Origin of the sequence: Boudabousia tangfeifanii (genome assembly GCF_001856685.1) — a bacterium.
GTDB classification, from domain to species: domain Bacteria; phylum Actinomycetota; class Actinomycetes; order Actinomycetales; family Actinomycetaceae; genus Boudabousia; species Boudabousia tangfeifanii.
In genome coordinates this window covers 66,285-81,594 of record NZ_CP017812.1, presented here as the reverse complement: position 1 = coordinate 81,594, position 15,310 = coordinate 66,285, and the positions used below count along the sequence as shown (strand labels likewise).

The window sequence follows — 15,310 nt, the reverse complement described above, 5'->3', positions numbered from 1 at the left end:
GCCTCAGACTAGCTCTCGCCGCCTGCGGGATGAAGTGAATTGGATTGCTCCGGCTGCACCTAGCAGTAGGAGTGTCACCAAAACGTACGGAAGTTGGCCGATCCCACCAGACTTGGGCAGTTGACCTGCTTCCAAGTCGGTTACGGTGATGGTAGGACCGTTTTCCGCGTTACTGACCGTCACGGTGATCGCTCCGGTAGCGATCTCGTTGTCCGTTACGATCCCTTCGGGACCGAGGTGGAACTTGACGGGTTTTGCTAGTAGCAGGTGCCCGTAAGGCGCCTTGGTTTCTACTAGCCAGTAGTCTTTGTTGAGGTCGAGGGCGGCAGTGACGAACTCGCCAACTGCGGCGCCGCGGGTGACCCCGTTTTCGAGTGGTTTAGCATCCGGGGTGGATGGGTCAACCGGGTAGAGGGCGAATTCGGCACCATCTAGGTTGCCTTCTTGACCCTGCTTGATGATCTTTACGACCTTCTTGCCAGCGCCTGGGTTTACCGGTCCACACGCTACGTTGTTCTTGGCGCCATCTGAATCCTTTTGCAGGTCCATGTTGACACGGTTGAACAGACCCTTTGCCGGGGTGTAAACGGTTTCATTGTTGGCTTCACAGGCTAGGGCTTCTTCGTTGTACTCTGGGACCGAGGGGTCCAAGGTGACATTGAAGCGGAGCTTGAAGTACTTGGCGTTGTTTTCGCCTGGTTTGATCACTAGACCGTTGCTCAGTGGGATGTTTCCATCAGCGCCGATTTCAGTCTTAGTGAAGACGAATTCGCCGTTCTTTCCAGCTTCACCCTTTTCTACGGAGTTGATGATCAGGCCTGGGGCAAACTTTGGAGTATCAGTGAGTACTCCAGTGTCACCTGGTAGGTCGCCATCATTAGTTACCTTGATGTCGTAGATGACTTCGAAGGTTTGGTTTTCTCCGCTTTCACCGCCGTTTGTGGTGATATCTTTTTGGATCCGCAAACGTGGGGTGAGGTTCTGACAAGCGTAGTTATTGGTGGTGCCATCGGAATCGGCTTCCATGTTGACCTTGTTCACGAGACCACTTGGGTTAGCGGTGTCGTAGTTTTGGTCGGCAGCACACACAAACTTGGTTTCGTCGTATGACTTGTCTGCAGTGTCTACTTGATACTTGTAGGTCACGGTGTACTTGACGAAGGAGCCGGCAGCTGGAGTTTCTCCGGTGCCCTTACCTGCAAGCACCTGGCTAGTGTTTGCTGCTTGTAGCAACAACTTGCCATTTTCTTGTAGTTCTTCAAGGCGGTTCTCGCTTGGAGCTCCACCGTTTTCCGCCACGGTGACTTCGAGTAGTTTGACGCCAGCTGGGAAAGTGTTGACATCAATGACATCTGCAGTATTTCGAGTCGGAATAATCGATTCGTTTTGCAAGGTTACGACGTATGCGGAGGTGTAGGTGTCAGTTTCTGGGTCGTAGCTGGCGCTACCCCCGTTTGGCTGAGCACCGTTTTCGTCTGCCGCATTGGTCTTCTTGACGGATAGTTTCGGAGTCAAGTTCTGGCAGGCTTCATTGTTAGCTTCGCCGTCACCATCTGGGGCGTCGTTGAAAGAAACCTTATTGTATAGACCCTTGGCTGGGGTGAAACCTTCGCCTGCCTTTCCTTCACAGATGCCATTTTCGGCACTGAAGTTTGGAACTGCTGGGTCAATATTGACATCCATTTCGACTAGCCAAGACTTTTCTTGTCCTGGTTCTAGCATGATCTGTCCATCTTGTTCGGTTGGTAGTTCAAACTTCAACTGGCCGGTAGTTTCATCAGTAGTTACCGGGACAGTTTGTCCGTCTACTCGAGCATTCGTTGGGACGAAGCCCTTACCGAAGTTAGGGGTATCAGTGATGGTTGGGACCGCGCCCTTAACACCGGTGGTGTTCGAGACAACCACACGATATTTAACGGTAATGGTGTTTCCGTCAACTACCGGCGATTCCTCAACGTTTTCCTTGCGTAGCTTGAAGGCTGGGGACAAGGAGATACATGCTTGGTTGTCGGTGAGTTTGTCACCTGGTTCGTTATCAACCAAGACCTGGTTGAACATTGCGGTCTTGTCGGTATCTGTTGGCGGGTTTGCGTCCTTACAGACTAGGTCAGCGGGAGTTAGCTTTTCAACCTTTTCCTTATCTTTGACCACAGCGTTGATGATGACGTTGATTTCAAGTTCGCCATTACCAGCAATCTGACCAACACCGTTGATATTGAAACGATAGGTTCCTGCAGGATCCTCTGCGGGCTGTGCTGGAGTGAAGGTGATGCCTTCAGGGTTTACTACCTTCACTGATTCGATGGCGTATCCAGCTGGTGGAGTCATCAAATCTAGCAAGCCGGTTGGGGTGGCAGCATATGGGTTTCGGTTGTAAACCGTCACGGTGTACGGGAGTTCAACCGGTCCTTCAGCCGGCGGCACCACTGAGGTAGCGTCGGTGTCACGCTTAGCTACTTCCCACACAGGTGGCAAGTTTTCACAGGCAATATTGTCATCGGTACGATCGGCAACATTGTCACCTTCGAGGACAACCTTGTTGAAGAAACCGGATGGGTTTTCAGTTTCAAAAGTATCGGTTGTCTTACAAGTGAATGCTTCTTGGGTGAGCTTGTTAGCTGCTGGGCCGAATGAGAGCACGTACTTGACTGTGTAAACCTTGCTTTCGAGTCCCTTTAGCTCAGTCGAGGTGCGAGCTACCTTGATTAGGTCCCGTTCTTGAGGTAGCGGCACTGAGGTCTTGCCTTCGGATGAGAATTCAACCGACTTGATCTCAGCCCCTGCGGGGAAGGTTGGGGTATCTCGGATAACTGGGATTTCACCAGGGACTAGGGAATCATTGCGTACTACGACTGAGTAGATTGCAGTGTAGGTGCCATCATTATTGTTGACGACGTTAACCATCGGAGCATCTGGGCTTTCACCGGTGCTCTTGCTGACCGAGAACTTCGGCTTGATTGGTTCACATGCGTCATTGTCGCCATCTTCGCCAGGCTTTTCGGTTGATAGTTCTACTCGGTTGTAACCGCCGGTAGCGCTATTTAGGTCACCAGGTCGAACGTTTTGGCAAACTAGATCGGCTGGGGTTAGTTGCTTTGCTTTTTCAAGGTCAACAGTACCGGTAATAGTTACCTTTAGTACCTGCTTGGCCTGTGGCTGCATCTCACCCAAGGTTTCGCTAGTAACAGTCCAGACCCCATCACGAGAGGTGGCTGGAAGAGCTTGCCCATCACGGCTAATTTCTACGTTGGTGATATTGAAGCCATTCGGGAACTTTGGACGTTCAGTGAGGTCGCCAGGCATTTCTGCCACAGTTCCCTTGTTTTCAATCGTCACATTGTAGGTAGCTACGAAAGTCTTTTCTGCTACGTTAACGGTTACTTCGTCTTGTGCAGCTTCTTTCTTTACGTTGAAAGCTGGGCCTTCGGTACGGCGGTTGGTTGCCGTACAGGTGATATCGTCACCCTTTTGTAGTTCAAAAGAGTTACCGATTCCGAGTTGAACTGGGATTCCGTCCGCATTCTGACATTGCCAGTTAACGAGCACATAACCAGGTACATTATCTGGAGTTTCGTTCAGTCGGTAAGTTCCGGTTGGAAGGTTGGTGCCCTTGACACCGTGTTTTCCGGAAACTTCAGGGTTAACCGAGCCCAGTTGACGTGCTTCTAGGGTCCATGTTTCACGAGGCTCAAGTTTGCCTTCACCCACTACCTTCTTGAGGAGAGTAATGGAACCACCGTCACGCTGGTTACGGAAAGTACAAGTGATGTCATCACCATTGGCGACGTCAACCGAGGTACCTGAACCAGTCGGTTCAGTGCGACCGTTACCTAGGTTCTTAACACAGCTGACACCAACTTGGCTAAAGCCGGGGGCACGACCTCGGTCATTTTCGGAAAGGGTGTAGCGTCCAGCAGGTACGGTACCTTCAACCCCGGTACGACCAGTAACGACATCACTCGAGTCGGTGCGGCTGGCAGTCAAGATCCAGGTGTATGGGGTTACCCGGCCAACGCTTTCAACTTCTTGACCATTGGTGTCAAGGAGTACCTTTACTAGTCGCAAGGTGCCCCGATCACGATCAATTCGGTTGGTGACAGTCACCTTGTTTTCGCCGCCCATGGCCACAGTTAGTGGTGCTGGCGAGATTACGGGGTCTGCCCAACGGTAGGAGCTGTCTACTAGTAGTTCGGTTGCAGGCTTTGCTTCGCTGACCACACAGTTGGCACCAACTGGAACGTTATCTACTCGCTTGGTATCGCCATCTGCCAAGGTTGCTGTGCCGGTCAGTGGTGCGGGAAGAACATCACTGGTACAGCGGTAGCTGATGTTGAAGGTGGTATCAGGGTCAACCAAACCTGCTTTTTCACCAGTGACTACCTTTTCAATCACGAAAGAGGTGTTACGCATGGTGTTGACGATGACACAAGAGTAGTCATAACCTTCATCAACTTGAAGGGTTCCGTTCCCACCTTCGGCATTTTGAACTTCAACAGCGCGAGGGAAACCCTGTAGTGGCTGATCGGGATCTGGGGCTGCATCGCCTAGAGTATTGCGTTCCATTTCGATGCGCTTACATTGCCATTCACCACGGGTGAAGGCCGAAAGGTCATCGTAACGAGATGCCGCAGTTTCAGATAGTTGGTAGGTACCAGCGTTAACAGTTCCCTGTACCTGACCAGTGCCATCCAAACGGGCCAAACGGCTACCGTCGAGGCGTGCGATTAGACGCCAGTCGTTGCGATCGCCACCAGGAACTTCGGTACCTGCCCCAGTAACTTGCTTGGTCAATACCAACTTCGGAGCGCGCAACTGGTTTACGAATACACACTTAACTTTTTCACCACTGTTAATGGTGTAATCACCGGTTGGATTGGCCGGAAGTGGCGAGTAGTCAGATTCGCCAGATCGCTGTACTTCACAGTTTACGGACTTCTGAGTAAAGAGCTTTGCAGTCTCAGTCAAACCAGCTTCTGAAATGGTGAACTTGCCTGGTTCAACCATCCAAGTGCGGTGTGCTTCATCGTCATCAGCACTCGCCGCGTGACGGCTTAGAGCATCGGAGTACTTTAACATCCAGTTCTGAGCACCAAAGCGCTCATCGGTACTGGCGATTTCGCGACCATTGGAGTCTAGGATGCGCTTTTCCAAGGTTACTTGCGAACCAGAACGGATCGAGTTGGTGACGGTAACCTTGTTAGAACCTTCGTACACCTTGGTGTAGTAGGCTCCACCACCGAATACGGAGGTGCGGGCACGACGCATTTCGTAGTCACCATCGCGTGTTACCGTGTATGGGTTCCACTGGTAAAGCGGACCATTTAGCATGTCTGCGGTTGGTGGTTCTTCTTCCACGGTACACACTGAACCAAGTGGCACGTCTGAAACAGTCTTGGTTTCATCTACGGCAAGTTCAGCAACGCCCTTAAGTGGCGTCGATAGTTCGTCACCAGTACAGGTGTAGTGAATCTTGAAGCGTGCATCTGGTTTAAGTCCAGCTCGATCACCAGTGAGCTTCTTTTCAAGCACTAGATCGGAGGCCTTCAACTTATTTGTGATAGTACAAGTCAGGTGGTCGCCGTTATCGAGGATTACTCGGTTAGGCTTTTCTAGTCGACCATTGCCCTCGTCGCTGACACATTCCCAGTCGCCGAATTGCTCATACCCATCTGGGCCTTCATATTCGTTAAGAATGTAGGCACCTGGGGCAATTTCCTTGGTTTCGCCCGAGTGCAACACATAGTCAGCGCTACGAGGTTGCAATTCAGCTACGAAAGTCCAGTCGCTGGGTTGGGCACTACCACCGACCACCTTCTTAATGATGGTTAGTCGTGGCGGCGGAGTGGTTGTCCGGTAACGGTTCACGAAAGTACAGGTAACTGGGATCGCAGCGGCGCTCTTGGCGGCAGGAATAGCACTGAGGTCAATAGTGCCTTTGTCAAGATCAATTTTGTCGGCTGGAATCGGAATCTCTTGGCCAACACCGTCGGTACATTTAATCGCTTCTAGCTGCCAACCATCACCATCGTCGCCACGACGTGCTGGCACCAATCGCTCTTCTTTAACCTTAATGTTTTCACCGTTGGGAACAACGTTAATGATTCGATCTGAGACGGCCTTACCAGCTTCGCCCCAACCGCTTGGAGTCAAAGTATCATAGGCAGTTTCCCATAAACCGGGGATATCCTTAGTAAAGTTTACGGAAGGGATTTGGACAGCTGCATTACCATCACGTTCGACCTGCTTAGCGATCTTTACAGGACGTTCCTCATCGAATGAAGCGTAGATACATGCGATGGTATCTTTCTTTTCCGCAGTAATGAACTTGCTCTTGTTATCAGATAGAGCAGGATCTTCTGGGCACTGACCATCTGGGCCAGCTTCCACGAAGCCACGAACATTTAGGTCATATTTGACGCCGTTTTCAACAATCGAAAGTTTATCTGAAACAGTTTTGCTTAGAGTCAAGATGTCATCTGAACAGTGTTTCTGCAGCGGATCAACTTTACCTTTACCACGCCCAGAACCATCTGGTGCGACACTACCTAGCTCACAGGTGTACAAGACTGTTTCATTCGGTGGGTTACCGATAACCTTTTCATTGAAGGTTTCGAACTGAGTCCAAGGGAAGATATCTTCCTTGTCTCCAAGGCGCATTTTGAAGTTCGCACGCAAGTACTTGAAGGTGTTGTCCATACCGTTTACAAGGTAGCTAACTTCAATGTTGTTGTGGCGAATACGACCCAGAACGAAGGGCTTACCGGCAGTTACTCGTCCAGGATTATTTGGTTGAATACCAAGCGAAGTCTGTTTGTTCAGATCCATATACTGCGGACAACGCGGCAAGGGATAAATCGGCTCCTTACCACGAGCCACATAACTCCACTCAGTCGGACGATTGTTTGGCGTGGCAGTTAGCCAACGCTCATAGGAATCCAGCCAATTATTTTGACCATTCCAGACAGTTTCGGTCGTGCGATGTTCGATCCCAAGACCGGTACGCAAACAACCGTCTCTGGTAATCTCAACACCCTTTTCTGGATCATTAGCAATACGTGGGTTGGATACTGCCATCGAAATATCGGGAACGGTTAGTTCTACACCCTCGACCGCAGTTGCAGTACGAGCGTTTGCTCCAAGGCCAAAGTAGGTGGGCACCAGCATGGCTAGGGCAACCGCTACCGTCGAACCAATGGCTGCAAAATTCACTAATGAACGGCGCGAAGCCTTTTTCGTGTCTTTCATAGAACAACCAATTCCTCGATTTTAAATTCTTACTATGTGAACAAGACAACAGATTTCCTGTCGCACAATGCACACTTTGAACCATAAAACCAGAATTAATTCAACGCAACTTAATATTTTTCAAATTTGTGGATAATCTTGTGGATTTATTATGCCAAAGAAAAATATACAGTTGTGTATATATTTTCTAAACGGTTATTAATTCCCACAATTTCAACGATTACTAGCATTCTCAACAATTTTGAAAACTTGAGAAAAGCCTAAATATCTAAAATAAAGTGATTTGAAGCACAAAAATGGATACATTCTTGTATATTGCATTTTTAAAGCACACCATTGCATGTTTAGTCAAATCACCAAAGACTTTAGTCCCAAAGTAAATTTCAGGTAGAGAAAACAGAAAAATTGCGAAAATTGGATTGAGATTTATAATGCCAAGCTAAATTGCGTCAGCAATGAATCCCAAAGTGTTTTTTAGTCTTTAAAACCAATTCATTACGATTATTTACGACCACCGTAAAGGACAGATTAAACCTTTAGAACTCAGTAGTTGGCCCGCCGGCAGGAGCGCCCTCGGTGGATTCCTTCAAGTTAGCAAAGCGTGAGAAGTGGCCTTGGAAAGCAACCTTGACAGTACCGGTTTCACCATTACGGTGTTTTGCCACAATAATATCTGCTTCGCCAGGACGATCTTCCTTTTGGAAATAGGAAGGACGGTGCAACAACATGATGACGTCAGCATCCTGTTCTAGCGAGCCGGATTCACGTAGGTCAGCCATCATGGGGCGTTTATCAGTACGTTGTTCAGGACCACGGTTCAGCTGAGCGGCAGCAATCACCGGTACCTGTAGATCCTTCGCCAAAAGTTTTAGGGCACGAGAGAATTCAGAAACTTCTTGCTGACGAGACTCTACCTTCTTGCCTGAAGTCATCAACTGCAGGTAGTCAATCGCGATCAGCCCAAGATTATTTTGCTGCTTTAGACGCCGAGCCTTGGTGCGGATCTCGTTAATGGTCAAGTTCGGCGAATCATCAATATAGAAGGGAGCTTCTTGCAAAGAGCCCATGACTCGAGCGACTTTCTTCCAGTCCTGAGGCTCCATGTCACCAGTGTTCAGCTTGCTGAGCAGCACCCCACTCTCTGCCGACAAAATGCGGCGCATGATTTCTTCACGCCCCATTTCCAAACTGAAAACGACTGCCGGAATCTTGTGGTGGATGGCCGCGGAACGGCAGAAGTCGATCGCCAAGGTGGATTTACCCATTGCCGGACGTCCAGCCACAATAATCATCTGGCCAGGGTGCAGACCATTAGTAACCCGATCGAGGTCGACGAAGCCTGTCGGGACATCGCCCTCGGATGCGCCACCCTTAGCTAGCTTTTCAATCGACTCGATAGTGGGTTCGAGCACCTCAGAGATTGGCACATAGTCGGTGCCCACTTCTCGATTCGAGACTTCCATGATCTCTTTTTGGGCAAAATTGACGAGGTCGTCTACATCGCGACCATCATCGGCATAGCCCAACTGCACCACCCTAGTGCCGGCCTCGACCAAACGACGCAAAATAGCGCGCTCCCGCACAATCTCAGCATAGTAAGGGGCGTGCGCGGCAGTGGGAACCTTAGCCGCCAAGGTGGCTAGGAAGTTAGCGCCACCGACACGCTTAAGCTGGCCTTGCTTACCTAGCTCGGCCGCTACGGTCACCATATCTACTGGCTGTTCGTCAGCGTAAAGGTTGCGAATTGTCTGGTAGATCAGAGCATGGTTGACCCGATAGAAGTCGTCTTCGCGCAAGATCGGGTCGACCTCGGCAAAAATGTCCTTAGAAAGGAGCAGAGCTCCAAGCACCGATTCTTCCGCATCCAAATCGGACGGTAACTGGCGATCGTAATCGGCTTCTTCAGACATGGGCTCCTCCAAGGCTTTAAATGAGTGCTTATTATTTTGTCAGCATTTTGCGACCCTGGTTCATTTGTTCTCTTAGCCCGTAACAAAATAGGCCGAAAACACATTTTCCCGGGGTCAAAGTTTAAAGCCAAATGAGGGCTTTCGGGTTGCTTATTAGGCTGATTATCTCCGGATTCAATTCATTCGTCTAATCAAAGAATTTCCCCAAAGTGGACAACTTGTGGATATCTGGGGATAACTTGTGGATGACACGCGAAAAGCATGTGGACTTACCTGTGGTTTCGTTTTTAAAATAACAGAGGTCGACCCAGATTTTTCCGCGAAATCCCCGAATAAAGCCAAAATTATCCCCAAACTCCACATGCACACCCTGTGGATAAAAATTGCTTGTGGATAAACCTGGGGGTAAATGACACTGTGTCTATAAATGTCTGACCTAAAGTGAGACATTTCAAGGTTACTTGTCAGATAGTTATCTGGGTCGTATTTTCTGGCCTACTTGGTTTGTTAGACTTGTCCGCATGACTGACCCCGCTCCCGCTAAATCCGCTCGCGATGTTGACCGCCAGATCCTGCAATTAACTGCCCCAGCTTTTGCGGCCATGCTGGCTGAACCGCTGATGGTGATGGCCGATTCGGCCATGGTCGGTCACTTAGGTACCGATCAACTTGCGGGTCTAGCACTTGGATCGACGGTAGTCATGACCGCGGTCTACCTCTTCATCTTCCTGACCTACACCACCACGGCTCTGGCCAGCCGCAAACTTGGCGAAGGTCAGCCCAAAGAAGCCATTTCTGCAGGAATCGGGGGTCTGTGGTTGGCAGGCGCCCTCGGCCTGATCATTATGCCGATCTTGTGGTTCGGCTCTCCCCTATTTACTAGCTGGTTTGACCCGAATCAGGCGGTCGCCCAATATGCCGTGCAGTATATTCACGCTTCGACCCCAGGCGTCCTCGGCATGTTTTTGGTGCTAGCCGGAACTGGGGCAATGCGCGGTCTACTTGATACTCGCACCCCAATGATTGTAGCCATTAGTGGTACTGCCTTTAATGCCGTGGCTAATGCGGTGCTAATTTATGGGCTCGGCTGGGGCATTATCGGCTCGGGTGCGGGCACTTCCCTGAGCCAGACTTTGATGGCCTTGGCGCTTTTGAGCATCATTGGTCATCGCGCAAAAGCCCGCGGGGTTTCCCTTGCGCCCTCGGCCAAGATTTTGAAACTGGTGGGGCAGGCCGGCGCTCCCCTAGTGGCGCGCACCGTCAGCCTGAGAATCGCAATCATTTTGACCACTTGGGCGGCGGCTCAAGCTGGAGCAATTACGCTTTCGTCCTACCAGGCGGTCACTTCGATTTACACCATCGGGACCTACGCGCTGGATTCTTTGGCGGTAGCTTCGCAAGCCTTGATCGGCCACGGTCTGGGCACCGGCAGTGATGAGAGAGTCCGACTGGTGCTCCGTCGTTGCGCCACCTGGGCTTGGCGTATGGGCGGCATTATTCTGGTGATTTTCTTCGCGGGCAGCTATTTCTTCCCCTGGATTTTCACCACCGACCCGCAAGTTCGCCTCGCCACCACCGTAGGTTTACTAGCGATCGGCGCTTGCATGCCGCTGGCCGGCTACGTCTTCTTGCTCGATGGGGTTTTGATTGGGGCGAACCGAGCTCGTTTCCTCGCCATCGCTTCCATCGTAAACTTACTGGTTTACGCCCCGATTATTTGGTTGGTTGGCCACTTCGGCTCCGCCCTGAGCCCAGCATGGGCCAGCTTCTGGCTGTGGCTAGCCATCGGTGGCGCATTCATGGGGATTCGCGGCCTGACAAATACCTACGGCGCCAAGGACCTGCTGCGCAAGTAGTTCCCATGGGCCGAGGGCGGGAAACGCCCTCGGAAAGCGAACCGCGACCGCAAACTAAGCGCGAATCAAGCGCGCACCAACCACCCTAGATAATCGCCTATGCCTTAGACAAACAGGGGGCTCAGATAAACAAGGTCGGGTCGACGATTAGTTCAGAGGCTTGGCTTTCTTCGCATAGCCCCTTGGTGGTGGCGGGAATGCCAATGGCACTGCAGCATTCGGGAACATCCTTGACGACCACGGCATTAGCGCCAATGCGTGCGCCATCGGCAATGTAAATCGGGCCGAGGACCTTCGCGCCAGCTCCAATCATGACGTGATTACCGATGGTTGGGTGACGCTTGCCTTTGCGCATGTCCACCCCACCGAGGGTAACCCCGTGGAAAATCACGCAATCGTCGCCCACTTTGGCGGTTTCACCAATCACTACCCCGGTGGCGTGGTCAATGAATAGTCGGCGACCAAGATGGGCGGCTGGGTGAATATCAACCAGGGTGAGGGTGCGCGAGCAGGCGGAGATTAAGCGAGCCACCATGCGATGTCCTGGGAATTTCGCCAACCAAGTGGCGTGAGCTAGCCGGTGCATCCACAGGGCGTGAACCCCAGGGTAGGTTAAGGCTACTTCAATCCGACTGCGGGCAGCCGGGTCCCTTCGCATGGCGGTGCTTAAATCTTCCGCCAGTTGCTCGCGCATTCCCATCAGGCGTCGTATCCCTCAAATAGTCCGGTCGACAAGTAGCGTTCACCAGTGTCTGGCAAGAGCACCACAATGTTCTTTTCTGCATTTTCTGGACGGGCCGCAACCTGGGCGGCGGCAGCCAAGGCAGCACCCGCAGAAATGCCTACCAAGAGGCCTTCTTCGGCGGCAGCGCGACGCGAGAAACTAATGGCGTCCTCGCCCTTGACCTGCAAGACTTCGTCCACTACTTCGCCATTGTAGTTGTCTGGCACGAAGTTAGCGCCCAAACCTTGGATGGCGTGAGGACCTGCTTGACCACCAGAAAGTAGCGGGGATTCAGCTGGTTCGACCGCAATAATCTGTACTTCTGGCTTGAGTTCCTTCAAGCGGGAACCAACACCGGAAACAGTGCCGCCGGTACCTACGCCGGCGATGAAAATGTCGACGGCGCCCTCGGTATCATCCCAAACTTCTTCCGCAGTGGTGGCGCGGTGAATGGCAGGGTTGGCCGGGTTTGCGAACTGGGAGGCAAGGACCGCATTTTCTCGTTCGGTCACGATTTCTTGGGCGGCCGCTACCGCACCCTTCATGCCTTCCTTGGGGTCAGTGAGGATCAGTTCGGCGCCAAAGAAACGCATCAACTGCTTGCGTTCTTTCGACATCGAGGACGGCATGGCGATCACGACCTGGTAGCCGCGGGCAGCGCCAACCATGGCCAAGGCAATACCGGTGTTCCCACTGGTGGCTTCCACGATGGTGCCCCCGGGGCGAAGCTCACCGGATTCTTCGGCGGCATCGACAATAGCGGCGGCAATACGATCCTTGACGGCGCTGCCGGGGTTGAAGAACTCGACCTTGGCGTAAACATTCTCGTGGTCGGTCAAACGGTTGAGCTTAACCAATGGGGTGGAGCCAATGAGTTCGGTGACATTCTGAGCTGCGTTAATCATTTTTTAGCCTTTCAGGCAAGTAGAGAGTTGGGAAAAATCAGAAAAAGTTCAAAAAGTGGGTGCGAAAAGCGCACAGAAAAAGGGCAGTGCCCACCGCGAACTAGCGCGTAGGTGCAACTACCCTAAAAACAACAACAGGTGGTGAAAGCAATGCGGATAACGACTGGCATTTGCTTCACCTCCAAAGAAACTATCTAAACGTGTGATTACATCATAACGACCGTTATGCGATCCGTCAGCCCCAGCTTGCCTCTCAACCGTTTTTCCCCGGCACAATTGCTGCCAGAATCCGCTATATTTCCAGCAACTTCACCGAGAGAAAACTAAAAACTGGTGGGCAGATCCAGTAATACCAGATCTGCCCACCAGGGAAACTAGGAGCTACTTACCTTTACGCTGGTTTACGCGCTTGGCAGCGGCCTTGGCGACGCTTTCACCTTCTGCTTCAACTGCCGAGATGAAGGTTTCTACCTCGGGAGCTAAAGGCGGGATCGGCCGGAAGCGGAGTGACCAAGTGTGGTAGGCGAGTCCGCCCCAAACCACAGCCATTGCCACTAGCATCATAATAATTGCGGAACTGGTCATCTGGTCATCCCTCGATTCTGTTCTTTAGCCATTTGCCAAGCTACTTCACTGGCCCCGCCGTCTGCGCCTACGCCACCCATATGAGTTTCGATGTACGCGTTAGGGTCGGTGAAATCACCATCTGGAGCAATCTCTTCGCCGAAGTCGCGTTCGACTTCTTCTAGGCTCCGAGGACGCTCGTCTTCATGGTGGTGCTTTTCGTCCTTGTGGTCGTCTTCGCCTGTTAGATGGAACATTTTCATGATGTTCACTCCTTATTGTCGTTCGTTCGCCGTCGATTGAACGCCCGTGTTTGTACCATCAGCGACGTTGGTACCTACCTGATTATCTAGGTATGCGTTCGGATCACCATATTCAAATTCGTCGTCTTCTTCGCGAACACCGACCGGAGCGCCCTCGCTCTTTTGGGCGGTTGGAATCAACTTCAGTTTTGGCTCCGAAGTGATAATCCGTCCATAGCGGTCACGAGGACGATACGGCAATGGCATTACCGTGAAGTCGTCGACGTCTTGCCGCCAAGTGGTGAGGGTGAGAATGTATGCACTGATCAAAGCGAATACGATCGCGCCCCAACCAAACCAGGCGGTGTACCAGCCAGGATAGGCGTCGTAGCCATCCTTAATTAAGCTTACCGCAGTTTGGATGAGCATCCACAAGAGGGCTGCTGGAACTACGAAGCCAACCATCAAATCCCACCACTTGCCAATGTGAACATTGGAAAGGACGTTGATGTGGCGACGGAGCCGGCTGAGGCGTGGGTGGATCACGGTAACGAGGACGGCGGTGGAGATCGCACAGAGCACCACACCGATTTCGTTGGTGTACTTGTCTACCACGTCAAGGGTGTTTAGGCCCGAGGTGGTGGAGAACAAGAGGAGGGAAACCAAGGCGGCCGGAACACCGATGGTGATCGAGGCGCGCACTGGACGCCAGTTGAACTTTTCCTGGAAGGCACCCGAAACCACCTGGATTAGCGACATGAGGGAGGTCATGCCGGCCAACACCAAAGAGGTGAAGAAGAGGAAGCCGAAAATGGCGCCACCGGGCATCTTGGAAATAATCATTGGGAAGGAGATGAAGGAGAGGCTCACCCCGGTAATGCCTTGGAGGTCACCAATGGCCACGCCCTGCTTGAAAGCCATGAAGCCGAGGGCGGAGAACACGCCAATGCCGGCCAGGATTTCGAAGGAGGAGTTGGCAAAAGCAGCCACATAAGCGGTGCCGCCGAGGTTGGTGCGGCGCGGCAAGTAGGAAGCGTAGGTCACCATGATGCCGAAGCCAATGGATAGGGAGTAGAAGATCTGCGAGAAGGCTGCAATCCACACGCCCCCGTCGGATAGTGCCGACCAGTTAGGGGTGAAGAAGGCGTTCAAGCCGTCGGTGGCGCCCGGGAGCGTCACCGCGCGGATTACCACTGCGCCGAATAGGACGACGAGGGCGGGAATCACGACTTTATTGGCCTTTTCTAGACCACGCTGCACGCCGAGGGCGACGATCCCGAGGATCACTACCCAAACAATGAGCAACGGGGCAAAAACACCCCAGACGGGACTGAAGTGTAGTTCGGTGGCTGGCGATGGGTTGCCCCCACCGAGGAAGTCTTTAATGAAGAAGCTGGCGGGATCGTCACCCCACGCCAAGGTTAGGGAGAAGATGGCGTAGCGTAGCGCCCAAGCAATAATCACCGCGTAGTAGCAGGTGATGATGAAGGAGATAGCTACTTTAAACCAGCCGAGGATTTCGGCCCGGTGGTGGATGCGGCGGAATACGGTTGGGGCCGCACCACGAAGTCGGTGGCCGAGGGCGTAGTCCAACAAGAGGAAGGAGACACCGGCAGCAAATAGTGCCACGATGTAAGGGATGAGGAAGGCACCCCCACCATTCTTGTAGGCGATTCCAGGGAAACGCCAAATATTGCCTAGGCCGATAGCCGAACCAATCGCTGCGAGCAAGAACCCAGTCTGAGAGGACCAGGTTTCTCGCGAGGCGGAGGCCTCGGTAGTTTGTTTAGTAGTATCCATAGTATTTCCCTTTGCATTGGAGCTAGAAAACAATGGTGAGTTTACTATGTTTTTACTAAATAGA

Annotated in this window: 8 protein-coding genes; 1 reads left to right on the top strand and 7 read right to left on the bottom strand. The window is 52.0% G+C overall.

Translation table 11 applies throughout. From position 1 onward, the window contains the following. Positions 1–3: 3 nt before the first annotated feature. Positions 4–7,245, bottom strand: a complete 7,242-nt coding sequence (locus BK816_RS00290) for a DUF5979 domain-containing protein (RefSeq protein ID WP_071163387.1) — start codon at positions 7,243–7,245, stop codon at positions 4–6. Between the two features lie 536 nt (positions 7,246–7,781). Further along, on the bottom strand, positions 7,782–9,155 hold the full coding sequence (gene dnaB, locus BK816_RS00285; RefSeq protein WP_071163386.1) for a replicative DNA helicase: 1,374 nt from the start codon (positions 9,153–9,155) through the stop codon (positions 7,782–7,784). A 521-nt stretch (positions 9,156–9,676) separates the two neighbouring features. Here dnaB and BK816_RS00280 point away from each other — a divergent pair. Then, on the top strand, positions 9,677–11,011 hold the full coding sequence (locus BK816_RS00280; RefSeq protein ID WP_071163385.1) for an MATE family efflux transporter: 1,335 nt from the start codon (positions 9,677–9,679) through the stop codon (positions 11,009–11,011). Positions 11,012–11,132: 121 nt separating this feature from the next. Here the strand turns inward: BK816_RS00280 and cysE are convergent, their stop codons facing one another. From cysE to BK816_RS00255, 5 genes are all read right to left on the bottom strand, one after another. Continuing rightward, a complete protein-coding gene (gene cysE, locus BK816_RS00275; RefSeq protein ID WP_071163384.1) occupies positions 11,133–11,711 on the bottom strand; it encodes a serine O-acetyltransferase in 579 nt (192 codons plus the stop codon). Continuing rightward, a complete protein-coding gene (cysK, locus tag BK816_RS00270) occupies positions 11,711–12,640 on the bottom strand; it encodes a cysteine synthase A (protein ID WP_071163383.1) in 930 nt (309 codons plus the stop codon). Before cysK ends, cysE begins: the two co-directional genes overlap by 1 nt. A 381-nt stretch (positions 12,641–13,021) precedes the next feature. Next, entirely contained in the window at positions 13,022–13,225 is a 204-nt protein-coding gene (locus BK816_RS00265; protein WP_071163382.1) for a methionine/alanine import family NSS transporter small subunit, read from the bottom strand. Beyond that, a complete protein-coding gene (locus tag BK816_RS00260; RefSeq protein WP_071163381.1) occupies positions 13,222–13,467 on the bottom strand; it encodes a hypothetical protein in 246 nt (81 codons plus the stop codon). The genes BK816_RS00265 and BK816_RS00260 overlap by 4 nt, the downstream gene beginning before the upstream one ends. A gap of 12 nt (positions 13,468–13,479) precedes the next feature. Continuing rightward, positions 13,480–15,246 carry a sodium-dependent transporter gene (locus BK816_RS00255; RefSeq protein ID WP_071163380.1) on the bottom strand — a complete coding sequence of 589 codons (1,767 nt, stop codon included), beginning with the start codon at positions 15,244–15,246 and terminating at the stop codon, positions 13,480–13,482. Positions 15,247–15,310 lie beyond the last annotated feature (64 nt).